This window comes from Skermania piniformis (genome assembly GCF_019285775.1).
Lineage (GTDB): Bacteria > Actinomycetota > Actinomycetes > Mycobacteriales > Mycobacteriaceae > Skermania > Skermania pinensis.
The window spans coordinates 3,704,744-3,726,047 of the sequence record NZ_CP079105.1 but is presented as its reverse complement, the minus strand read 5'-3'; the positions used below and the strand labels follow the sequence as shown (position 1 = coordinate 3,726,047).

At 68.3% G+C, this 21,304-nt stretch carries 20 protein-coding genes; 10 read left to right on the top strand and 10 right to left on the bottom strand.

All coding sequences use genetic code 11. The features are described from left to right. Positions 1 to 40: 40 nt before the first annotated feature. A complete protein-coding gene (locus KV203_RS17375; RefSeq protein WP_066474675.1) occupies positions 41 to 595 on the top strand; it encodes a 2,4'-dihydroxyacetophenone dioxygenase family protein in 555 nt (184 codons plus the stop codon). 42 nt (positions 596 to 637) lie between these two features. Here KV203_RS17375 and KV203_RS17370 read toward each other — a convergent pair whose 3' ends face one another. The 4 genes from KV203_RS17370 to KV203_RS17355 are packed head-to-tail and all read right to left on the bottom strand — an operon-like array spanning position 638 to position 3,900. Beyond that, entirely contained in the window at positions 638 to 1,480 is an 843-nt protein-coding gene (locus tag KV203_RS17370) for an SDR family NAD(P)-dependent oxidoreductase (RefSeq protein ID WP_066474673.1), read from the bottom strand. Beyond that, positions 1,477 to 2,445 carry an alpha/beta fold hydrolase gene (locus KV203_RS17365; RefSeq protein WP_425516872.1) on the bottom strand — a complete coding sequence of 323 codons (969 nt, stop codon included), beginning with the start codon at positions 2,443 to 2,445 and terminating at the stop codon, positions 1,477 to 1,479. Before KV203_RS17365 ends, KV203_RS17370 begins: the two co-directional genes overlap by 4 nt. Further along, positions 2,435 to 2,752, bottom strand: a complete 318-nt coding sequence (locus tag KV203_RS17360) for a hypothetical protein (protein WP_306303599.1) — start codon at positions 2,750 to 2,752, stop codon at positions 2,435 to 2,437. Before KV203_RS17360 ends, KV203_RS17365 begins: the two co-directional genes overlap by 11 nt. Positions 2,753 to 2,754: 2 nt before the next feature. Continuing rightward, positions 2,755 to 3,900 carry a 3-ketosteroid-9-alpha-monooxygenase, oxygenase component gene (locus KV203_RS17355; RefSeq protein WP_066474671.1) on the bottom strand — a complete coding sequence of 382 codons (1,146 nt, stop codon included), beginning with the start codon at positions 3,898 to 3,900 and terminating at the stop codon, positions 2,755 to 2,757. 169 nt (positions 3,901 to 4,069) lie between these two features. On the opposite strand from KV203_RS17355, the gene hsaA reads away from it, so the two are divergent. Genes hsaA through hsaB form a run of 4 tightly spaced genes read left to right on the top strand, consistent with a single transcriptional unit; the run spans position 4,070 to position 7,605 of the window. Then, positions 4,070 to 5,245: a 3-hydroxy-9,10-secoandrosta-1,3,5(10)-triene-9,17-dione monooxygenase oxygenase subunit gene (hsaA, locus tag KV203_RS17350; protein ID WP_066474669.1), complete on the top strand. Its 1,176-nt coding sequence runs from the start codon at positions 4,070 to 4,072 to the stop codon at positions 5,243 to 5,245. Between the two features lie 9 nt (positions 5,246 to 5,254). Beyond that, positions 5,255 to 6,133: a 4,5:9,10-diseco-3-hydroxy-5,9,17-trioxoandrosta-1(10),2-diene-4-oate hydrolase gene (gene hsaD, locus KV203_RS17345; RefSeq protein ID WP_066474666.1), complete on the top strand. Its 879-nt coding sequence runs from the start codon at positions 5,255 to 5,257 to the stop codon at positions 6,131 to 6,133. A 3-nt stretch (positions 6,134 to 6,136) separates the two neighbouring features. After that, complete coding sequence (gene hsaC / locus KV203_RS17340; RefSeq protein WP_066474762.1) at positions 6,137 to 7,039, top strand: iron-dependent extradiol dioxygenase HsaC; 903 nt, start codon at positions 6,137 to 6,139, stop codon at positions 7,037 to 7,039. Next, positions 7,036 to 7,605 carry a 3-hydroxy-9,10-secoandrosta-1,3,5(10)-triene-9,17-dione monooxygenase reductase subunit gene (hsaB, locus tag KV203_RS17335; protein ID WP_066474664.1) on the top strand — a complete coding sequence of 190 codons (570 nt, stop codon included), beginning with the start codon at positions 7,036 to 7,038 and terminating at the stop codon, positions 7,603 to 7,605. Before hsaC ends, hsaB begins: the two co-directional genes overlap by 4 nt. A gap of 22 nt (positions 7,606 to 7,627) precedes the next feature. Here the strand turns inward: hsaB and KV203_RS17330 are convergent, their stop codons facing one another. The 4 genes from KV203_RS17330 to KV203_RS17315 are packed head-to-tail and all read right to left on the bottom strand — an operon-like array spanning position 7,628 to position 12,319. Beyond that, entirely contained in the window at positions 7,628 to 8,674 is a 1,047-nt protein-coding gene (locus KV203_RS17330; RefSeq protein WP_066474663.1) for an acyl-CoA dehydrogenase family protein, read from the bottom strand. Then, positions 8,671 to 9,645 (bottom strand): acyl-CoA dehydrogenase family protein, encoded by a 975-nt coding sequence (locus KV203_RS17325; protein WP_218821001.1) that lies wholly within the window; start codon positions 9,643 to 9,645, stop codon positions 8,671 to 8,673. The genes KV203_RS17330 and KV203_RS17325 overlap by 4 nt, the downstream gene beginning before the upstream one ends. Then, entirely contained in the window at positions 9,642 to 10,784 is a 1,143-nt protein-coding gene (locus tag KV203_RS17320) for an acyl-CoA dehydrogenase family protein (protein ID WP_066475217.1), read from the bottom strand. The genes KV203_RS17325 and KV203_RS17320 overlap by 4 nt, the downstream gene beginning before the upstream one ends. Further along, positions 10,784 to 12,319 (bottom strand): FadD3 family acyl-CoA ligase, encoded by a 1,536-nt coding sequence (locus KV203_RS17315; RefSeq protein WP_066475216.1) that lies wholly within the window; start codon positions 12,317 to 12,319, stop codon positions 10,784 to 10,786. Before KV203_RS17315 ends, KV203_RS17320 begins: the two co-directional genes overlap by 1 nt. Before the next feature lie 53 nt (positions 12,320 to 12,372). On the opposite strand from KV203_RS17315, the gene KV203_RS17310 reads away from it, so the two are divergent. Together KV203_RS17310 and KV203_RS17305 are read left to right on the top strand one after the other, a co-directional pair. Beyond that, complete coding sequence (locus KV203_RS17310; protein WP_066475213.1) at positions 12,373 to 13,560, top strand: acyl-CoA dehydrogenase family protein; 1,188 nt, start codon at positions 12,373 to 12,375, stop codon at positions 13,558 to 13,560. Then, on the top strand, positions 13,557 to 14,351 hold the full coding sequence (locus tag KV203_RS17305) for an SDR family oxidoreductase (RefSeq protein ID WP_066475211.1): 795 nt from the start codon (positions 13,557 to 13,559) through the stop codon (positions 14,349 to 14,351). The genes KV203_RS17310 and KV203_RS17305 overlap by 4 nt, the downstream gene beginning before the upstream one ends. A gap of 11 nt (positions 14,352 to 14,362) precedes the next feature. Here KV203_RS17305 and KV203_RS17300 read toward each other — a convergent pair whose 3' ends face one another. Beyond that, on the bottom strand, positions 14,363 to 15,373 hold the full coding sequence (locus KV203_RS17300; protein WP_217996027.1) for a CapA family protein: 1,011 nt from the start codon (positions 15,371 to 15,373) through the stop codon (positions 14,363 to 14,365). A 288-nt stretch (positions 15,374 to 15,661) separates the two neighbouring features. Continuing rightward, positions 15,662 to 15,976, bottom strand: a complete 315-nt coding sequence (locus KV203_RS19815; RefSeq protein WP_246600978.1) for a type II toxin-antitoxin system Phd/YefM family antitoxin — start codon at positions 15,974 to 15,976, stop codon at positions 15,662 to 15,664. Between the two features lie 247 nt (positions 15,977 to 16,223). On the opposite strand from KV203_RS19815, the gene KV203_RS19960 reads away from it, so the two are divergent. From KV203_RS19960 to KV203_RS17285, 3 genes are read left to right on the top strand one after another with little or no spacing between them, the layout of a single operon-like run. Beyond that, positions 16,224 to 16,355, top strand: coding sequence for a hypothetical protein (locus KV203_RS19960; protein ID WP_255246976.1), 132 nt, complete (start codon positions 16,224 to 16,226; stop codon positions 16,353 to 16,355). Further along, complete coding sequence (locus KV203_RS17290; RefSeq protein ID WP_218821000.1) at positions 16,352 to 20,635, top strand: tetratricopeptide repeat protein; 4,284 nt, start codon at positions 16,352 to 16,354, stop codon at positions 20,633 to 20,635. The genes KV203_RS19960 and KV203_RS17290 overlap by 4 nt, the downstream gene beginning before the upstream one ends. 60 nt (positions 20,636 to 20,695) lie before the next feature. Then, entirely contained in the window at positions 20,696 to 21,304 is a 609-nt protein-coding gene (locus KV203_RS17285) for a TetR/AcrR family transcriptional regulator (protein ID WP_066474296.1), read from the top strand.

The window sequence follows — 21,304 nt, the reverse complement described above, 5'->3', positions numbered from 1 at the left end:
GGCGACAGATGTTCATCGAGCTCGATCCGGAGGGATCATCATGACACTGGCTATCGCACCCGGCCCGGCGACCACGTCGATCGGTGCAGTTTTGCCGTTGGTCGCATTACCGCAGACCGAACTGCTCACGGTGAATGCGAACGACATTCCGCTGATCAAGGATTCGCTCGGTCCAGGGGTGCACTTCAAGCCGCTGCGCCTGGATATGGAGAACGGTGAGTGGGTGGTGCTGGCCACCTTCGCGCCGGGTGCCGCGATTCCGCTGCACTACCACACGGGCGCGGTCGATGCGTGGACGATCAGCGGCTGCTGGAACTACAAGGAGTACCCGGACCAGAAGCAGGTCGCCGGGTCGTACCTGTACGAGCCGGGTGCGTCGGTGCACACGCTGGAATGCCCGGCGTCCAACACCGAGGACACCGTGGTGTTGTTCCGGGTGTCGGGGGCGAACGTCAACTTCAACGATGACGGTACGTTCCATTCGGTGCTGGACGCCGCGACGATCCGCCATCTCACCGACGCGCTCGCCGAGGCGCAGAACCTCGGCGAGGTCAACTACATCGGTGGTGGTGCCGCGGGTTTCACCGCGAAGTAGCCCGCGTGCCGGCCGGTCTCGTCGATGTGGCGCTCGTCGTGCTCAGCCGGCGCCCGGCACCCGCCCGTCGAGATCGGTGAAGCCGTAGTCGACGGCCAATGTCGCCACCGGCCAGGCGTGGCCGGAGCGGTCGGCGAGATCGGCGGCGGTGGCCAGGGCGACCACCGCCCGCCCGGCGAACCGGGGCGATTCGGCGGCGTCCAGGTCGAATTCGCCCTCGCCGGGCAGCGTGACCACTCGCCTTCCGTCCGCACCGCGTGGAACTAGTTGCAGTAGTTCGGTGTTCACGATTCCCGGCCACAGCGACACCACGCTCACGCCGGTGCCGGCCAATTCGTGGGCCAGGTCGGCGGTCATCCGGTCGAGGGCGCATTTGCCGACCCCGTAGACCACGTTGTGCATGTGCCGGGCGGCGCCGGGCGAGGAGATGTTGACGATCAGCCCACGTCCGGCCGCGATCATCCGCGGCGCCGCCAGACTCGCCGCGACGAAGTGCGAGCGCAGCCCGATATCGATCCCCGCGTCCCAGGCCTGCGGTGGGATCTCCCAGAACCGCTTGCCCAGCCAGCGGGCGGCGCCCGGGCTGTCGTAGACGTTGTTGACCAGGATGTCGAGTCGGCCGGCGGCGGTGCCGATCCGGTCGACGACCGCGCGGATCTGCGCGTCGTTGCCGTGGTCGCACGGCATCGCGACGCCGGTCCCGCCGACCGCGTCGATCTCGGCGGCGGTCGCGGCCAAACTACCCGGCAGCGGGCCCGGCTTTCCCCGGCCGGTCAGATACACCGTTGCGCCGGCCGCGCCGAGTTCGAGGGCGATGCCCTTGCCGATGCCGCGACTCGCGCCGGTCACCAGCGCTACCTGGCCGGCGAGTCCGAGGCCGGTCATAGTTCCGCCAGGTACCGCAGCAGCAGCGCGTCGGTCGCGCCGGTGCGCTCCAGCGGCAGCAGGTGTCCGGCGTCGGCCACCATATCCGCCGCGCGCAGGTCCGGTACCCGCGCACGCATCGTCCCGATCGGGTCCATGCCGCTGAATCCCTCCATATCGCAATCACGTTCGCCGTAGAGAAAGAACGCGGGCACCGCCACCGGGGCGTCGGGCAGAGCCGCGCCGAGCTCCCAGTTCCGGTCGAGTGCCCGGTACCAGTTCAGCCCGCCGGTGAATCCGGTGCGCTCGAAAGTCGAAGCCAGGAGCTCGAACTCCGCTTCCGACAACCACGGCCAGGGCAGCGGCGGAGCGACCGGCAGCGCGTCGAGGTAACGGGTTCCCGGTGGGTGCTGCCAGACGTCCAGATAGTGGTAGTCACCGCTGAGTGCGTAGTACACCCGCGCCAGGAACTCGCGCGGGGCGCCGGCCAGTTCGGCGTCCGCCGAGCCGGGCTGCTGGAAGTGGTGCAGGTGCACGAAGTGCCGTCGGGCCATCCGGGCCCAGATCTCGCTCGGCCGGCGCGGCGCCCGGCCCAGATACGGGTTGTTGCAGACGATCACGGCTCGTACCCGGTCCGGCACCCGGAGCGCCAGCTCCCAGGTGAGCACGGCACCGAAGTCCAGCCCGACGAATACCGCTCGATCGGCGCCCAGCTGATCGAGCAGACCGGTCAGATCGGCGATCGAATCGACGTTGGTGTACGCCGCCGGACCGGTGGGTGCGTCGGTCCCGCCGAAACCGCGCAGGTCCGGGGCGATCGCGTGCCATCCGGCGGCAGCCACCGCGGCGAGTTGCCGGTGCCAGACGAACCCGGTGTGCGGAAACCCGTGCAGGAAGATCACCGGCGGTCCGGAGCCCTGCTCGCGCAGGTGCATCCGGATACCGTTGGTCGTGATGTCGCGTTCGTGGAACGAGTCAGTCGGCAACCGGAAGCATCCCCTCCAGGACGGCGTGCTCGATGCTGGCCCGTAGCCGGCCGCACGACCGGCCGAGTCCGGGACCCGGTGCGTCGGCGAACTCGGCGCAGGACCCGGTGGGATCGCTGGTCCATTGGATGCTGGTGTGTTGTGGGCTGTGCTTGCGAACCAGCACCGTCGCGGCACAGCCGGCGCATCGCACCGGCGTCATTCCGGCATCCAGGTAGGTGTACCGGTCGGTCGCGGTCTGCGCCCGGATCGCCGCCGACCGTTGCGGATCGGCGGCGAAGCCGGGTGCCTTGGCCCACTCGGTCACGATCAGACCTCGGCCGGATTCTCGGTCCCGGCCGCCGCCCGCTGCCGGGTCAGGTTCTCGGCGACCTCCCGTTCCCAGGCCTCGATCGCCCGCGAGGTGTCGATCTCGAACTCGAACCGCTGCGTCATCTTGTCGGTGACGTCGGCAACGTCGACGTAGAACTGCTCGTACCAGCGGCGCAGCTGGTAGACCGGGCCGTCCTCTTCGCACAACAGGGGATTGTCGATCTTGGTTTTGTGCCGCCAGATCGCCACGTCCTGCTCGAAGCCCATCGTCACGCCTTCGGTGAACTTGCGGGCCAACTTGTTGCTGGTGGCGTCGTCGAGGCCTTTCGGCTTCTCCACCGACACGCCCCACTGCAACATGAACGAGTCCTGGGTGATCGGGTAGTGGCAGTTGATCAAAACGCTCTCGGCCTTGTATCCGCTGTAGTCGTTGTGCAGCCAGTTGATCATGTACGAGGGACCGAAGTAGGACGCCTCGGAGTCGAGCACCGATTCGCCGTACTGGGTGCCCATGTTCGGCACATCCGGACGGCCGTGATTCTGCAGGTACTGCGACGCGACGTGGCCCTCGAACACGTTCTTGAAGTATTTGGGGAACCCGAAATGGACGTAGAAGAAGTGCGCCATGTCGACCACGTTGTCGATGATCTCCCGGCAGTTCGAGCCCTCGACGCGCAGCGTGTTCCAGGTCCAGTCGGTCCAGGAGTCGGTGAACACCTCCGGCAGCCGGGGAATCGTCACGTCGTCCGGTGGCGGATTGCCCTCGGCGTCGTGCCAGACGAACAGCTGCTTGTTCTCCTGCAAGGTGATCCAGGATCGGGTGCGGGCTAGCGGTGGTACCCGGCGCGCGTAGGGGATCGCGGTGCACCGGCCGTTGCCGCCCCAGCGCCAGTCGTGGAACGGGCAGGCCACCGCGTCGCCCTTGATGGTGCCTTCGCTGAGATCGCCGCCCATGTGCCGGCAGTAGGCGTCGAGTACCCGCAGCTTGTTCTGGCTGTCGGCAAACACGACGAGCTTGGTGCCGAATGCCTCGATCGCGTGCGGCCGCCCGTCGCGGAAATCCCGCTCCAGCCCGAGGCAATGCCAGCCCCGGGCGTACCTGGTGGGCGCCGTACCGACGTCGATGTCTCGAATGCGTGTCATCGGTGTCCCTCGAATCCGGCAACAGTCACTAGAACACGTTATAGAACGGTCTCCGTCATCGCCAGTTCCGCGGGGGTGAAGTTGGTGGCCGCGGGCACCGGCGGTGGCGTCTCGACAGGAATGGGAACGTGTTCTAGTCTCGAAGCAGCGACTGGGAAGGGAGCGGCTGGTGGCCGACGAGGGCGTTGACGGAGTCCGGGCACGGGTGGAGGAGTTGCTCCCCACGCTGCGGGAACGTGCGCAGGAGGCCGAGGAGCTACGCCGAATTCCGGACGATTCGATCAAATCGCTGCAGGAGACGGGCTTTTTCAAGCTGATCCAGCCGAGTCGCTGGGGCGGCTACGAGTGCGACCCGGTGATCTTCTACGACACGGTCCGGCGGATCGCCAGCGCCTGCGGCTCGACCGGCTGGGTGGCCTCGATCCTGGGTGTGCACAACTGGCACCTCGCCTTGTTCGACGAGCAGGCGCAGCACGACGTCTGGGGCGACGACCCGGAAACCCGGATCTCCTCGTCCTACGCCCCGATGGGGCGCGGCGACGCGATCGACGGCGGCTACACCGTCAACGGGTCGTGGGCGTGGTCGTCCGGCTGTGACCATGCCGACTGGGTGTTCGTCGGCGGCCCGGTGATCAAAAACGGCAAGCCGGTCGATTTCGGCAGTTTTCTCATCCCGCGCTCGGACTACCGGATCGACGACGTGTGGAATGTGGTCGGACTCCGTGCCACCGGCTCCAATACGATCGTGGTCGAGGACGTATTCGTCCCGCGGTACCGCTTCCTGAGCATGCGGACGATGGCGCAGCTCACCTCGCCCGGACTCGACCGCAACACCGCGCCGGTGTACAAGATGCCGTGGGGCACGATCCATCCCACGACCATCTCGGCGCCGATCGTCGGCATGGCTTACGGCGCCTACGACGCGCACGTCGAGCATCAGGGCAGGCGCATTCGTGCCGCGTATGCCGGCGAGAAGGCGAAGGAAGATCCGTTCGCCAAGGTGCGGGTCGCGGAGGCGGCCAGCGATATCGACGCCGCCTGGCGCCAGCTGTCCGGCAATGTCGCCGACGAGTACGGGTATCTGCTGCGCGGCGAGGAGGTGCCGTTCGAGCTGCGGCTGCGCGCCCGCCGGGATCAGGTGCGGGCCACCGGCCGAGCGATCGCCTCGATCGACAAGCTGTTCGAGAGTTCCGGGGCTACCGCGCTGGTGAACGGGACACCGCTGCAGCGTTTCTGGCGTGATGCGCACGCCGGCCGGGTGCACGCGGCGAACGACCCGGAGCGGGCGTATCAGATGTTCGGCTCGGGCGCGTTCGGCCTGCCGATCGCCGACACTATGGTCTGATCGACAGTCGTGACCGCAGTCAGTCCGAGCAGCACGCTCACCTACGACACCACATCGCGATTCGCCCAGGTCCGTTCCGATCTGCGGTTGCATTACCACGAAGCCGGATCCGGACCGACGATCGTGCTCCTGCACGGTGGCGGCCCGGGTGCGTCGTCCTGGTCCAACTTCGCTCGCAACATCCCGGTGCTCGCCGAGCGGTTCCACGTGCTCGCGGTGGACCAGCCGGGGTTCGGTGAGTCGGACAAGCCGGTCGATCATCCGCAGTATTTCCGGCACAGCGCGGCGGCCCTCGACGACCTGCTCACCGAGTTGGAGATCGGCGGGCGGGTGCACCTGCTCGGCAACTCGCTCGGCGGCGGCACCGCGGTCCGGTTTGCCCTCGACCATCCGGATCGGGCCGGTCGGCTGGTGCTGATGGGCCCGGGTGGGTGCAGCATCAACCTGTTCGCCCCGGACCCGACCGAGGGGGTCAAGGCGCTGGCCAAGTTCAACCAGGAACCGACCCGGGAGCGGCTCGAAGCATTCCTGCGGATCATGGTGTTCGACCAGTCGCTGGTCACCGACGAGCTGATCGAGCAGCGGTTCGCCGCGGCCAGCACCCCCGAATCGCTGGCCGCGACCCGGGCGATGGGCAGGTCGTTCGCCGGGCCCGACTTCGAGCTGGGCATGCTCTGGCGCGACGCCTACACGCTGCGGCAACGGGTGCTGTTGATCTGGGGTCGCGAAGATCGGGTCAATCCGTTGGACGGTGCGTTCGTCGCGTTGAAGACCATCCCGCGCGCGCAACTGCACGTATTCGGCGGTTGTGGGCACTGGGCGCAGCTGGAGAAGTTCGACGAGTTCAACCGGCTGGCTACCGATTTCCTGCTGTCCGGAGGTACGTAGGTGATGAGCAGCATCCGATCGCTGGGCTACCTGCGGATCGAAGCCACCGACCTGGCCGCCTGGCGCGAGTACGGGCTCAAGGTGCTCGGCATGGTCGAGGGCAAGGGCTCGAACCCGGAGGCGCTGTACCTGCGGATGGACGACTTTCCGGCGCGACTGGTGATCGTCCCCGGCTCCGCCGACCGGCTGCTGGTGTCCGGCTGGGAGACCGCGAATGCCGAAGGACTGCAAGATATCCGGAACCGGCTCGAGGCCGCCGGCGTGCCGTACAAGGAAGGCAGCGCCGAGCAGTTGGCCGATCGCCGGGTCCACGAGCTGATCGAGTTCGCCGACCCGTCCGGCAACCTGCTCGAGGTGTTCCACGGTGCCGCGCTGGAACATCGGCGAGTGGTCAGCCCGTACGGACATACGTTCGTCACCGGTGAGCAGGGGCTCGGACACGTGGTGCTGTCCACCCGGGACGACGCCGAGGCGTTGCATTTCTACCGGGACGTGCTCGGCTTCATGCTGCGGGATTCGATGCGGTTGCCACCGCAGATGGTCGGCCGGCCGGCCGACGGCGCACCGGCGTGGCTGCGTTTCTTCGGCTGCAACCCGCGGCACCACTCGCTGGCGTTTCTGCCGATGCCGACGCCGAGCGGGATCGTGCATCTGATGGTCGAGGTGGAGAATGCCGACGACGTCGGCCTGTGCCTGGACCGGGCGCTCCGCAAGAAAGTAAAGATGTCGGCCACGTTGGGCCGGCACGTCAACGACTTGATGCTGTCGTTCTACATGAAGACTCCCAGCGGCTTCGATGTGGAATTCGGTTGCGAGGGTAGACAGGTCGACGACGTGGAGTGGATCGCCCGGGAGTCGACCGCGGTCAGCCTGTGGGGCCATGACTTCTCGGTGGGAATGAAATAGTCGTGGCCGCCGAACCGGCGATCGATCCGCGGGTGTTCCGGAACACCCTCGGACAGTTCTGTACCGGCATCACGATCATCACCACTGTCGACGACGGGACGCCGATCGGCTTCGCCTGTCAGTCGTTCGCGGCATTGTCGCTCGATCCGCCGCTGGTGCTGTTCTGCCCGACCAAGGCGTCCCGCTCGTGGGCGGCGATCGAACGGACCGGGCGGTTCTGCGTCAACGTCCTCGCCGAGGAGCAGCAGGACACCTGCGCCCGGTTCGGCTCGCGGGAGCCGGACAAGTTCGCCGGGATCGACTGGACCCCGTCGCCGCTCGGCTCGGCGATCATCGAGAACTCGCTGGCGCACGTCGATTGCACGCTGGAGTCGGTGCACGATGGCGGTGACCACTTCGTGGTCTACGGCCGGGTGCACGCGATGTCGGAACTGCGCGACGGCCGGCCGCTGCTGTTTCATCGCGGCCAGTACACCGCGATCGAGCCGGACAAGACCGTCCCCGCGCCGTGGCGCGACGACCTCGACGCCTTCCTCACCTCGACCTCGCTCGACACCTGGCTGTAGGGCGGCTCGGACGGTGAGCGGGTCAGCGGAGCAGATGCGCGTCGGCGTGCGCCCGTTTGAAGTAGAGGTGGGCGTCGTGCTCCCAGGTGATCGCGATGCCGCCGTGTAGCTGGATCATCTCCGCGGTGACCGCCGAGAAGGTTTCCGAGCAGTAGCGACGAGCCGCCGACACGTCGGCGCGGGCATCCGCGCTACCGGCGTCGAGTGCAGCCGTGGCTGCGGCCGAGATCGACCGGGCTGCCTCGACCTGGACGTACAGATCGGCCATCCGATGCTTGAGCGCCTGGAAGCTGCCGATCGGTCGGCCGAACTGGACGCGCGCCTTCGTATATTCCACGGTGAGTTCCAGGCAGCGGGCCGCCGCCCCGACCTGCTCGGCAGCCAGTGCGGCCCAGCCGATGTCGCGAATCCGATCGACCGCCGCGGTCGCATCGCCGGTGCCCAGCCGGCCGGCGGCTACCCCGTCGAACCGCACCCGGGTGTAGCGGCGGGTGAGGTCCATCCCGGGAATCACCTCGCGCCGGACCCCGTCCTGCCCGGCGACGACTTCGAACAGGCCGAGCCCGTCCGGGGTCCGGGCGATCACGATCAGCACCTCGGCGATCTCGCCGTCCAGCACGTACTCCGCGGTCCCGGTGAGCGTGCCGGACCCGTCGGCCACCACGTCGGGCTCGGCCCAGCCGGTGCGCCCGGCCCAGCACAACGCCGCGGTGCGAGCGCCTTCGGCGAGGTCCGGCAGCAGCCGACCGCACGCAGCGTCGTCGCCGGCTGCCAGGATTGCCTGGGTGGCCAGTGCCACCGCGCCCAGCATCGGGGTCGGTGCCAGTACCGCGCCGAGTTCGGCGAGCACCGTGTGGGATTCGCTCAGACCGGCGCCGACACCGCCGAATTCCTCCGGGATCGCCAGCGCGGCAACGCCGATCTGGTCGCAGAGCAGTCGCCAGAGCTTGTGGTCGTAGCCGTCCCCGGTATCGATCGCCGCGCGCACGGCGGCGGGTCCGGCGTGCCGGGCCAGCAGTCCGCGCACCGAGTCGGTCAGCGCCCGCTGCTCGTCGGTGATGACGGTCATGATGCGCTCCGCAGGGCGTCGGCGACCCGGGCGCGGTGTTGCGCCGGCGTGCCCCAGGCGGTGTACAGCGCGCGAATCCGGGTCAGCCACAACGACAGGTCGTACTCGGCGGTGTAGCCGATCGCGCCGTGCACCTGCAACGCGATCCGCGACGCCCGGTACGCGGCGTCGCCGCACGCGACCTTGGCCGCCGAAACGTCCCGGCCGGCGGTCGGGTCGGCGTCGCGCAGGGCCAGGGCCGCCCCGTGCAGCAGCGGGGTAGCCATCTCCAGGCCCACCGCCGCGTTCGCCAAGTGGTGTTTGATCGCCTGGTACTCGCCGATCGGCCGGCCGAACTGCACCCGGCTCTTCGCGTACTCCACCGAGCGGTCCAGCACCGCCCGACCGGCACCGAGGAGTTCCGCAGCGGCGGCGAGCACCCCGGTGTCGACCGCCCGGGTGACCGGCGTGTCGGTTGCCGGACCGGCGGGTTCGACGTCGAACAGCCGCCGTGCGGGGTCGATCGAACGATGTCGAGTACCGGGTGTGGCGAGCGTGACGGTGTCCGGACCGACCGCCAGCACCAGGTCGGCCAGGTCGGCGTCGAGCGCGCGGGGATGCCGGTCGGCGACCGCCGTCGATACCAGCGCCGAGCCGGCGGCGATCTGCGGCAACCACTCGGCCGCGAGATCGCCGGTGAGCAACGTCGGCGCGATCGCGGCGGTCTCGATCACCGGCCCCGGGACCAGCGCACGACCGATCTCGACGAACGCCACGACCAGATCGACCGGATCGGCGCCGAGCCCGTCGAACTGCGCCGGCACCAGCAACGCGGTTACCCCGGAGTCGGCCAGTCGGCGTAGCACCGCTCGGCCCGGGCCGAAATCATCGGCAGCCCAAGCCCGTACCGCGGCCGGGGTGCCCGCATCGGCAAGCGCGGCCCGCAGGCTGGTCGCGAACGCCTGCTGCTCCGGGGTGAGCGCGAACCTCATCGGCGACCCGCCTTCGGTAGTCCGAGCAGCCGCTCGGCGACGATATTGCGCTGAATCTCGTTGGTACCGGCGTAGATCGGCCCGGACAACGAGAACAGATAGCCATCGGTCCACGCCCCGGCCAGTTCGCCGTCGGCGCCGAGCAGATCCAGCGCGGTCTCGTGCAGCGCGACGTCGAGCTCGGACCAGAACAATTTGTTGATCGACGACTCGGCACCGAGCTGTCCGCCCGAGGCCAGCCGGGTGACCGTGGCCAGCGTGTTCAGCCGGTACGCCTGCGCGCCGATCCAGGCATCCACCACCCGATCCCGCGCTGCGGTATCGGATTCCGGGGTGGTTTCCCGCCAGAGCTCGATCAGCCGGTCCGCCGCCGCGTTGAACCGGCCCGGGCTGCGCAGCGACAGCCCCCGCTCGTTGCTGGAGGTGCTCATCGCCACCCGCCAACCGTCGTGCACGGCGCCGATCACGTCGCTGTCCGGCACGAACACCGAATCGAAGTGGATTTCGGCGAAGCCCGGTTCGCCGTCCAGCTGCGGGATCGGCCGAACGGTGATCCCCGACGCATCGAGTGGGAACATGAAGTAGCTGAGCCCGCGGTGGCGTTCTGCGGCCGGGTCGCTGCGGAACAAGCCGAATCCCCAGTCCGCGTACGTAGCTCGCGAACACCAGGTTTTCTGCCCGGCCAGCAGCCAGCCGCCGTCGGTGGGCCGGGCGGTCGACCGGATGCCGGCCAGATCGCTGCCCGCCTCCGGCTCGGACCACACCTGCGCCCAGATGTCGTCGGCCCGGGCCATCCGCGGCAGGAATCGTTGCAGCTGCTCCGGGGTGCCGTGTTCGAACAGCGTGGGTGCCAGCAGGAAGATGCCGTTCTGACTCACCCGGCCGGGCGCTCCGGCGGCGTAGTACTCCTCCTCGAAGAGCACCCATTCCAGCAGCGAGGCGTCCCGACCACCCAGTTCGGCCGGCCAGGCGACCACCGACAGTCGGGCGTCGGCGAGCGTGTGCTCCCAGGCGCGGTGGGCCTCGAAGCCCGCGGCGGTATCCATCGACGGCAGGCCGGCCCGGGGTACGTTGTCGGCGAGAAACGCCCGGACCTCGTCCCGGAATGCCTGGACGGCCGGTTCGATCTCCAGATCCACTAGGCACGCTCCTCGCGCAGTTGTCGTTTCAGCACCTTGCCGCCCGCGTTGTAGGGCAGCGTGTCCCGGAACACCACCGACCGCGGCACCTTGAAGTTCGCCAGGTGCGTTCGGGCGTGCTCGATCACCTGTTCCTCGGTCAGCCCGCTGCCCGCCTGCCGTACCACGAACGCCCGCCCGACCTCGCCGAGCCGGGTATCGGGCACCCCGATCACCGCGGACTCCGCCACCCCGGCGAGCCGAGCCAGCGTCTGCTCCACCTCGGCGGGATAGACGTTGAATCCGCCGCAGATGTACATGTCCTTGAGCCGGTCGGTGATCCGTAGGTAGCCGCGCTCGTCCACGGTGCCGATGTCGCCGGTGTGCAGCCAGCCGTCGGCATCGATTGCGGCGGCGGTCGCCTCCGGGTCGTCCAGATAGCCGAGCATCACGTTCGGTCCGCGCAGCAGTACTTCGTGCTGGTTACCGAGCCGCAGCTCGAAGTCGGCGATCGGCCGCCCGCAGGTGGTCGCCACGGTCTCGTCGTCGTCCTCGGGCCGGCACATGGTGCCGAAGCCGGAGCCCTCGGACAGCCCGTACGCGGTGAGCACGATGTCGAAATCCAGGTCGGACTGCATCCGTTCGATCAGCACCACCGGCACCGTCGCGGCCCCGGTGACCGCCACCCGCAAGCTGGTCAGGTCGTACGCGGTGCGGCGGGGGTGGTCGAGGATCGTCTGGTAGATCGTCGGCGGTCCGGGCAGGATCGTGATCGCTTCGGCGGCGACGGTCTGCATCGCCGTCTCCACGTCGTAGACCGCCTGCGGGACCAACGTAGCGCCGGTGACCAGGCAGGCGAGGATGCCGGCCTTGTAGCCGAAGTTGTGGAAGAAGGGGTTGATCACCAGGTAGCGGTCGTCGGCCTGCAGGGTCGCACATTCCGCCCATGCCTTTACCACGGCGAGCGCTTGCCGGTGCGCGCACATCGCGCCCTTGCTGCGCCCGGTGGTGCCGGAGGTGAACAGGATGTCGGAGACGTCGTCCGGGGTCACCGCCGCGGCCCGTTCGTCGGCGACCTCGGCGGGCACCTGTTCGGCCAGCGTGCGCAGCTCCGACCAGCTCAGGTCACCTGCGGTGGCGTCGGCGGCCGCGTCCACCGGTATCCGCACCACGGTGTCGATGGCGAGATCGCCGGCCGCCCGCAGCTGGGCGAGCCGGTCGGTGCCGAGGAACTGCCCGGCCACGAACAACACCGTGGCATCGGTCCGGGTCAGCAGGTCGAGCGCCTCGGCGCCGGTGTAGCGGGTATTGATCGGCACCAGCGTTGCTCCGCAATAGTGCGCGGCGAGCGCGGATATCACCCAGTGGTGGGTGTTCGGTGCCCACATCGCGACCCGATCGCCGGGCGACAGGCCCCGGGCGAGCAGGCCGCGAGCGGTGATGCGCACCTCGTCGAGTAGTTCGGGCCAGGTCAGCCGCGTCGACCCGTCGGCGATCGCGGTTCGGTCGGCGAACGCGCGCGCGGCGTATTGCAGCGCCGCGGGGGTCGTTTCCACGCGGACTCCTCAGTCGGCAACAAAGCAAGTGCTTGGTAGGTTACGCTACCTCGGTGGACTCCAGCCAGCTTTCGACGGCAGCCGGATCGGATCCCCGCGCCGACGAACAGTTCCGCGCCGAGATCCGGGAATGGCTGGCGGGCAATCTGGTCGGCGAGTTCGCCGAGTTGCGCGGGCTCGGCGGTCCGGGCCGCGAACACGAAGCTTTCGACGAGCGACTGGCCTGGGACCGGCATCTGGCTGCGGCCGGCTGGACCTGCCTGGGCTGGCCGACCGAATACGGTGGCCGGGCCGCACCGCTACGCCAGTTGGTGATCTTTCACGAGGAGTACGCGCGGGCGGACGCACCGGCCCGGGTATCGCACGTCGGGGAGGAGCTGCTCGGGCCGACGCTGATCGCGTTCGGCACCGAGGAGCAACGGACACGGTTCCTGCCCGGGATCAAGACGGTCACCGAACTGTGGTGTCAGGGGTATTCCGAGCCGGGCGCCGGGTCCGACCTCGCGGCGGTGAGCACCACCGCACGCCGCGACGGGGACGACTGGGTGCTGAACGGGCAGAAGGTCTGGACCTCGCTCGCCCACGTCGCCGACTGGTGCTTCGTCGTCTGCCGGACCGAGCCGGGATCGTTGCGGCACAAGGGTTTGTCCTACCTGTTGGTGCCGATGGATCAGCCCGGGATCACCGTCCGGCCGATCGTCCAGCTGACCGGCACCTCGGAGTTCAACGAGGTGTTCTTCGACGACGCCCGAACCGACGCCGGACTGGTGGTCGGCGAGCCGGGCGACGGCTGGCGGGTGGCGATGGGCACGCTCACCTTCGAGCGCGGGGTGTCCACGCTCGGCCAGCAGATCGAGTTCGCCCGGGAATTGGCGGCGCTGGCCGAACTGGCCGAACGCAACGGTTCCGCCGCCGATCCGTTGATCGTCGACCGGCTCGACCGCGCCCGGGTCGGCTTGCGGGTGATGCGGGCGCAGGCGCTGCGCACCCTGGGCAGCGACGACAGTGGAGCCGCCTCGGTGTCGAAGCTGTTGTGGGCCAACTGGCATCGTGAGCTGGGCGAGCTGGCGATGGATGTGGTCGGGGCGCCGGGGTTGCTGGCAGCGGGTGGTGAACTGTCGCCATGGCAACGGCTCTACCTGTTCAGCCGGTCGGACACCATCTACGGTGGCTCGAACGAGGTGCAGCGCAACATCATCGCCGAGCGGGTGCTCGGCCTACCCCGAGAGGCGCGCCCGTGACCGGACTTTCCACCGTTCCTGCCGAACCCCCCGGTCACGGTCTGCTTATCGGCCGCTGCGCGGTGGTCACCGCCGCCGCCGGTACCGGCATCGGGTCGGCCACCGCGCGCCGGCTGCTCGCCGAAGGCGCGGACGTGCTGGTGTCGGACTGGCACGATCGCCGCCTGGACGCGACCCGGGATCAGCTGGCTGCCGAATTCGCCGACCGCCGCGTTGTTTCCGCGATATGCGATGTGTCCGATACCGCGGCGGTCGACACGTTGATCGACGCGACAGCCGCACAGCTGGGCCGAATCGACATCGTGGTGAACAATGCCGGGCTCGGCGGCGAGACGCCGGTGGTCGACATGACCGACGAGCAGTGGGACAAGGTGCTCGACATCACGCTGAACGGCACCTTCCGCTGCACCCGGGCCGCCCTGCGCTATTTCCGCGCGGCCGGGCACGGCGGCGTCATCGTCAACAACGCCAGCGTGCTCGGCTGGCGGGCGCAACGAGGTCAGGCACACTATGCCGCGGCGAAGGCCGGCGTCATGGCCCTGACCCGGTGTAGTGCCGTGGAGGCCGCCGAGCTGGGCGTGCGGATCAACGCCGTCGCACCGAGCATCGCCAAGCACGCGTTTCTGGCGAAGGTGACGTCGGAGGAACTGCTCGACCGGCTCGCCGCCGACGAAGCGTACGGGCGGGCCGCCGAGCCGTGGGAGGTCGCCGCCACGATCGCCATGCTGGCCAGCGACTACACCACGTATCTGACCGGCGAGGTGGTGTCGGTTTCCAGCCAGCACGCGTAGCAGGTGCGGGCTCAGTGCTCGCCGGTGATCAGCAGTTCGTGTGCGCCGGCTGCCGCGGCACCGGCCGCCTCCACCACGGTCCGGGTGCGCTGGCGGGTCGCAGCGTCCGCCTCCGGGGTGCTGCACACGCCCTGCGGGGCGTCACCGGCCACCGAGCACCAGCGAAACGGGTTGGCCACCATCACCGACGGTGCCCAGGCGAGATCGGTCGCGGTCCATCGCCCGTCGAGCTGCTGACCGAACTGGACCCGCAGCAGCAGGCCCTCGTTGTTCACGACTTGGGTCGGGTGCAACTCGGTGATGCCGTTGCCCAGGCCGTAGGCGATCCACGCGCCGCGATACTTCTCGATCGGCAGTACCGAGTGGGAGTGGTGGCCGTACACCATGGTGAACAGTCCACTGTCGACCAGGGCGTGCGATACCTCGCGCTGTTGTTGATTCGGCTCGCTCGCGTACTCGTCGCCCGCGTGCATCACGCCGATGACGATGTCGGCCCCGGCAGCGATCGCCCGACGCGCCTTGTCGATCATCCGTGCCGGATCGAGTTCATCTACTTCCCAAGGGAACTCGGGGATCTGCCCGTTGTGGCCGTAGGTCCCGGCAATGACCGCGACGGTCGCCGTCGGGGAGCTCAGCAGCAGAATCCCGTGCGATTCGGCCTCGCTCCGATAGGAGCCGGTATGCGAGAGCCCGGCCGCGGCGAGGGTGTCGAGAGTGCGGACCACGCCCGCCATGCCCCAGTCGATCGTGTGGTTGCTCGCGGTGGTGCAGGCGCGGTATCCGACAGCTTTTGCCGCGCTGGTGATCTGCGGCGGTACGTTGAACGACGGGTAGCCGGCGAACGGGCCGTCCGGTGTGCCCACCGGCGTCTCCTGATGGCAGATCGCCAGATCGCTGTGCTGCAGATAGCGCCGCTGCCCTTCGAGGATCGGCACGAAGGTGTAGCCCGGCTGCCCGGCGGCCGCGGCATCGTCGCGGGCCTGCTGCCACAGGCCAGGATGCAGTAGCATGTCGCCGGTCATCGTGATCGTGGTGCAGCGCGCCGTCGGGCAGCTCGGGCCCGAGGTTGCGGCCGACGGTTGGTCCGGTGCGGCGAATCCAGGCGGGGCGGCGAGGGTCAAGGTGGCCGTCGCTCCGACGATCCAGGCTAGTAGTCGGCGGCAGACGCGGGTTTGCCGTCCGAGAGTCCGGGTAGAACCGGTAAAGCTGTATCGCATCGACAACCAGCGTAGAGACGGCAGGTCACAGTTCGGTTCGGCCGCTTGCTGGCAACGCAGGCGTCGGTCGTTCGCGATTCTCGACGAACGGGCTCAATCGAAGCCGGATCGGGACGTGTGATCGGACGTTGACGAGCTCCGCGTTCGGCCTCCGTTCGTGCGACGTGGGGGCCGACGGATAGCCCGGCGAGAGTGACGGCGCTGATCACAGGGGATGGTCACAGCGATGCGTCGATCACGCTGTCGACATCCGAGCGGAATTCGCTCGGATCGACCGGCGGTAGATGGCGGCGCCGGCGGACCAGTTCGCTCGAACCAATGTTCGGTCGCGGTAACGGGGTTGAGCTCGGCCACCGGGGTCCCGTCGCGCGTGACCACGATCCGCTCGCCGTGTTCGACCCGGCGCAGTACCTCGCCACCGTTGTTGCGCAGCTCGCGGACGGTGACGGTCTCGGTCAGCAGCTCAACGTATCGCTGGTGAGACTCGAGTGGTCGCTCTGCTGTGGGCCGTGCCGGGCCCGCTATCGGCAGCGATGCGTCATTCGCTCGATCGATACTGCCGGCGACCGGCGTCGAGCATGGTGCGCGGGGCGGTGTAGCGCCATACGATCGGTTGTGATTTCCGTCTCAACCGATGCGATGCAGGGGGCTGCCGATGCCTGGCCGATACGAGAAGATGCGGGTCGGCGAGGTCGACATACTGCTCCAGGTGGTGCCGGTGGCGGGCGAGGCCACACTCGAGGTGGCGTTGACCTACGAGGCGCACCGGTCGGAGACCCCCGCGTGAGCGACGAGTGGGTGCCCGGTTATCTCGGGCGAGTGCTGGATCACGCCGGCGCGCCGATCGGTACCTGCTTCCAGGTGCGGGCGGGGGTGTTGGTGACGGCGTGGCACGTGCTGAACGATCTCGGCGTGGGCGACGTGGGCGGCGTTGTCCGGGTCGATGCGCTGGCCGGCGGGGTCGAGCCGTTTCCGGCGACGGTGCAGCGGGTCGATCCGGTGCACGACCTGGCGGTGCTGACGACCACCGGAGCGCTGGGTTCGGATGTGGTCGGCTGGTCGGCGACCGACTGGGTGGAGCGACGCACGCCGGTGACGGTCACCGGCGTGGTCGGTATGTCCGACCCGGAGCACTCCCATCGGCACCTCGACGCGCTCGGTGAGTGGTCCGGCGGGCTCACCCGCGACGATCAGGTCCCGCTCGGTCGGTTATCCGCATCCGCCGTCATGAGGGGGATGGGCGGTGCGCCGGTCCGCCGGAATTCCGACGACGTGGTGGTCGGGGTGGTGTCGGCGCGCTACAACAGTGTCGACGGGTGGTTGCGCGACTCGGTGATGATCGCCCGAGTCGAGAACCTGGAGCCGCTGCTGGCCGGCGTCGTCGAGATCGAGGTCGACGTGAGGGATCTGCGCGAAGCCCGTCATCAGGCATTGGTGGCGGAGGACGCTGAGCGTGCGTACGGGATCGCCGAAGCGACTGTGAACCGGTTGCACACGATCGGTGCCTACGAGGAAGAATCGACGCTGATCCACGACGTCCTCGGCCGGCTTTCGGACACAGACCCCCGTCGCGCCGCGTGGTACCACCAGCTCGGGATCCTTGCCCAGTCGCGGGGGGACTACTCGGAAGCGCACCGTCAATATCAGCGTTCCCTCACCCTCAAAGAGGAGCTCGGCGACCGCGCCGGCATGGCCAACAGTTACCACCAGCTCGGGATGCTCGCCGAGCATCGGGGGGACTACCCGGAGGCGCAACGCCAGTACGAACGTTCCCTCACCATCTTCGAGGAGTTCGGCGACCGGGCCGGTATGTCCGCCGGTTACCACCAGCTCGGGATCCTTGCGCAGGACCGGGGGGACTACCCGGAGGCGCAACGCCAGTACGAACGTTCCCTCACCATCTTCGAGGAGCTCGGCGACCGGGCCGGCATGGCCGCCGGTTACCACCAGCTCGGAATCCTTGCCCAGGACCGGGGGGACTACCCGGAGGCGCAACGCCGATACGAACGTTCCCTCACCATCAAAGAGGAGCTCGGCAATCGGGCCGGCATGGCCACCAGTTACCAGCAGCTCGGGGTCCTTGCCCAGTTGCTGGGGGAGTACCCGGAAGCGCACCGCCAATATCAGCGCTCCCTCACTATCGACGAGGAGCTCGGCAATCGGGCCGGCATGGCCGCCAGCTACCACCAGCTCGGGATGCTTGCCCTGTTGCTGGGGGACTACCCGGAGGCGCAATGCCAGTACGAACGTTCCCTCAGCATCGACGAGGAGCTCGGCGACCGCGCCGGCATGGCCAACAGTTACCACCAGCTCGGGATGCTCGCCGAGCATCGGGGGGACTACCCGGAAGCGCAACGCCAGTACGAACGTTCCCTCACCATCAACCAGGAGCTCGGCAATCGGGCCGGCATGACCACCAGTTACCACCAGCTCGGGGTCCTTGCCCAGTTGCGGGGGGACTACCTGGAAGCGCACCGCCATTATCAGCGTTCCCTCACCATCGACGAGGAGCTCGGCGACCGCGCCGGCATGGCCGCCAGTTACCACCAGCTCGGGATGCTTGCCCTGTTGCTGGGGGACTACCCGGAAGCGCAACGCCAGTACGAACGTTCCCTCGCAATCGACGAGGAGCTCGGCGACCGCGCCGGCATGGCCGCCAGCTACCACGAGCTCGGGATGCTCGCCCAGTACCGGGGGGACTACTCGGAGGCGCGACGCCACTACGAACGTTCCCTCGCAATCGACGAGGAGCTCGGCAATCGGGCCGGCATGGCCGCCAGCTACCACGAGCTCGGGATGCTCGCCGAGCATCGGGGGGACTACTCGGAGGCGCAACGCCAGTTCGAACGTTCCCTCACCCTCAAAGAGGAGCTCGGCGACCGCGCCGGTATGGCCGCCAGCTACGGTTGGCTCGGGATCCTTGCCCGGGACCTGGGGGACTACTCGGAGGCGCAACGCCAGTACGAACGTTCCCTCACCATCTTCGAGGAGCTCGGTAACCGTGTCGGTATGGCCGCCGGTTACCACCATCTCGGGATCCTTGCCCGGGACCGGGGGGACTACTCGGAGGCGCAACGCCAGCTCGAACGTTCCCTCACCATCTACGAGGAGCTCGGCAATCGGGCCGGTATGTCCGCTGGTTACCACCATCTCGGGATCCTTGCCCGGGACCGGGGGGACTACTCGGAGGCGCAACGTCAGTTCGAACGTTCCCTCGCTATCGACGAGGAGCTCGGCGACTGGGCCGGCATGGCCACCAGTTGCCACACTCTCGGGATGCTCGCCGAGCATCGGGGGGACTACCCGGAGGCGCAACGTCAGTACGAACGTTCCCTCGCTATCGACGAGGAGCTCGGCAATCGGGCCGGCATGGCCACCAGCTACCACACTCTCGCGATGCTCGCCGAGCATCGGGGGGACTACCCGGAAGCGCAACGCCAGTACGAACGTTCCCTCACCATCAAAGAGGAGCTCGGCGACCGGGCCGGTATGTCCGCTGGTTACCACCAGCTCGGGATCCTTGCCCACGACCGGGGGGACTACTCGGAGGCGCAACGTCAGTACGAACGTTCCCTCGCTATCGACGAGGAGCTCGGCAATCGGGCCGGCATGGCCACCAGCTACCACACTCTCGCGATGCTCGCCGAGCATCGGGGGGACTACCCGGAAGCGCAACGCCAGTACGAACGTTCCCTCACCATCAAAGAGGAGCTCGGCGACCGGGCCGGTATGTCCGCTGGTTACCACCAGCTCGGGATCCTTGCCCACGACCGGGGGGACTACTCGGAGGCGCAATGCCAGTACGAACGTTCCCTCGCTATCGACGAGGAGCTCGGCAATCGGGCCGGCATGGCCGCCAGCTACCACACTCTCGCGATGCTCGCCCAGGACCGGGGCGATTATTCGGAGGCGCAACGTCAGTACGAACGTTCCCTCAGCATCGACGAGGAGCTCGGCGACCGCGCCGGCATGGCCAACAGCTACGGCCGGCTCGGGATCCTCGCCCACGACCGGGGTGACTACCCGGAAGCGAACCGCCATTATCAGCGCTGCCGCACCATCTTCGAGGAGCTCGGCGACCGCGCCGGTATGGCCGCCAGCTACCACGAGTTCGGGGTCCTTGCCCGGGACCGGGGGGACTATCCGGAGGCGCAACGCCAGTTCGAACGTTCCCTCACCATCTTCGAGGAGCTCGGCGACCGCGCCGGTATGGCCGCCAGCTACCACGAGTTCGGGATCATTGCCCAGGACCGGGGGGACTACCCGGAGGCCCAACGCCAGTTCGAACGTTCCCTCACCATCAAAGAGGAGCTCGGCAACCGCGCCGGCATAGCCACCAGCTACTACGAGTTCGGGGTCCTCGCCGAGCATCGGGGGGACTACCCGGAGGCGCAACGCCAGTTCGAACGTTCCCTCGCCATCTTCGAGGAGCTCGGCGACCGCGCCGGCATGGCCACCAGCTACGGCCAGCTCGGGGCCCTCGCCCACGACCGGGGGGACGACTCGGAAGCGCAACGCCAATACGAACGTTCCCTCGCTATCGAAGAGGAGCTCGGCGACCGCGCCGGCATGGCCATCGGTTACCACCGGCTCGGGATCCTTGCGCAGGACCGGGGGGACTACCCGGAAGCACACCGCCAATATCAGCGCTGCCGCACCATATTCGAGGAGCTCGGCAGCCGCGCCGGCATGGCCAACAGCTACGGCCAGCTCGGGATCCTCGCCCGGGATCAGGGCGATTACCCGGAAGCACACCGCCAATATCAGCGCTGCCGCACCATCTTCGAGGAGCTCGGCAACCGCGCCGGCATGGCCAATAGCTGGAGCCAGTTGGGTGTCCTGGCGCGGGACACCGGCGATGCGGCGGCTGCGATCGAGTGGCACATCCGCGCGTTGGCGACCCGGCTCGACATCGGGGTTCCGGAGGCGGACGTCGACCTACGCGCGCTGAGCCGGCTGCGTCGCGACCACCCCGACGAGTTCGGTGCTCGCCTCGGCTCGCTCGATCCGCCGAGTCGAACCGACCTGACCACACAGCTCGATCAGCACGACGCAAACGACGGCTGACCAATCGGCGACCGAGGTCAGCGCTGCACCGAGCAAGCGCTTGGTTGATAGAATGGCCCGGTGACCGGACCGACCCGCCGCGACGAACTGCTGGCGCTTGCTGCCACGTTGTTCGCCGAGCGTGGGCTGCGGGCGACGACTGTGCGCGATATCGCCGACGCGGCGGGCATCCTGTCCGGCAGTCTGTATCACCATTTCGATTCCAAGGAATCGATCGTCGACGAGATTCTGCGCGGTTTCCTGGACGACCTGTTCGGGCGCTACCGGGAGATCGTCGAGGCCGGGCTGAATCCGCGAGACACGCTGGCGGCATTGGTGGTTGCTTCGTTCGCGGCGATCGATACCGAGCATGCGGCGGTGGCGATCTATCAGGCCGAGGCCCGGCGGCTGCAGGATTCGCCCCGGTTCGGCTATATCGCGCAACCTAATACCGAGTTCCGGGAGCTCTGGCTGGGTGTGCTGCGGGCCGGTGTCACGGACGGCAGTTTCCGCGCCGACGCCGATGTCGAGCTGGCCTACCGGTTTCTGCGGGACACCGTCTGGGTGGCGGTGCGCTGGTATCGCCCCGGCGGACCGCTGACCGCGGAAAGTGTTGCCAAGCAATATCTGTCGATCGTGCTGGACGGCTTGGCCGATCCCGGCGCCGCCCCTCCGGGAAACAAGGAGTAG

Coding starts and splice junctions, on each gene's coding strand:
- KV203_RS17375 (WP_066474675.1), top strand. CDS start 41: ATGACACTGGCTATCGCACCCGGCCCGGCGACCACGTCGATCGGTGCA.
- KV203_RS17370 (WP_066474673.1), bottom strand. CDS start 1,480: ATGACCGGCCTCGGACTCGCCGGCCAGGTAGCGCTGGTGACCGGCGCG.
- KV203_RS17355 (WP_066474671.1), bottom strand. CDS start 3,900: ATGACACGCATTCGAGACATCGACGTCGGTACGGCGCCCACCAGGTAC.
- hsaC (WP_066474762.1), top strand. CDS start 6,137: ATGAGCAGCATCCGATCGCTGGGCTACCTGCGGATCGAAGCCACCGAC.
- KV203_RS17330 (WP_066474663.1), bottom strand. CDS start 8,674: ATGACCGTCATCACCGACGAGCAGCGGGCGCTGACCGACTCGGTGCGC.
- KV203_RS17325 (WP_218821001.1), bottom strand. CDS start 9,645: ATGAGGTTCGCGCTCACCCCGGAGCAGCAGGCGTTCGCGACCAGCCTG.
- KV203_RS17300 (WP_217996027.1), bottom strand. CDS start 15,373: ATGACCGGCGACATGCTACTGCATCCTGGCCTGTGGCAGCAGGCCCGC.
- KV203_RS19960 (WP_255246976.1), top strand. CDS start 16,224: ATGCCTGGCCGATACGAGAAGATGCGGGTCGGCGAGGTCGACATACTG.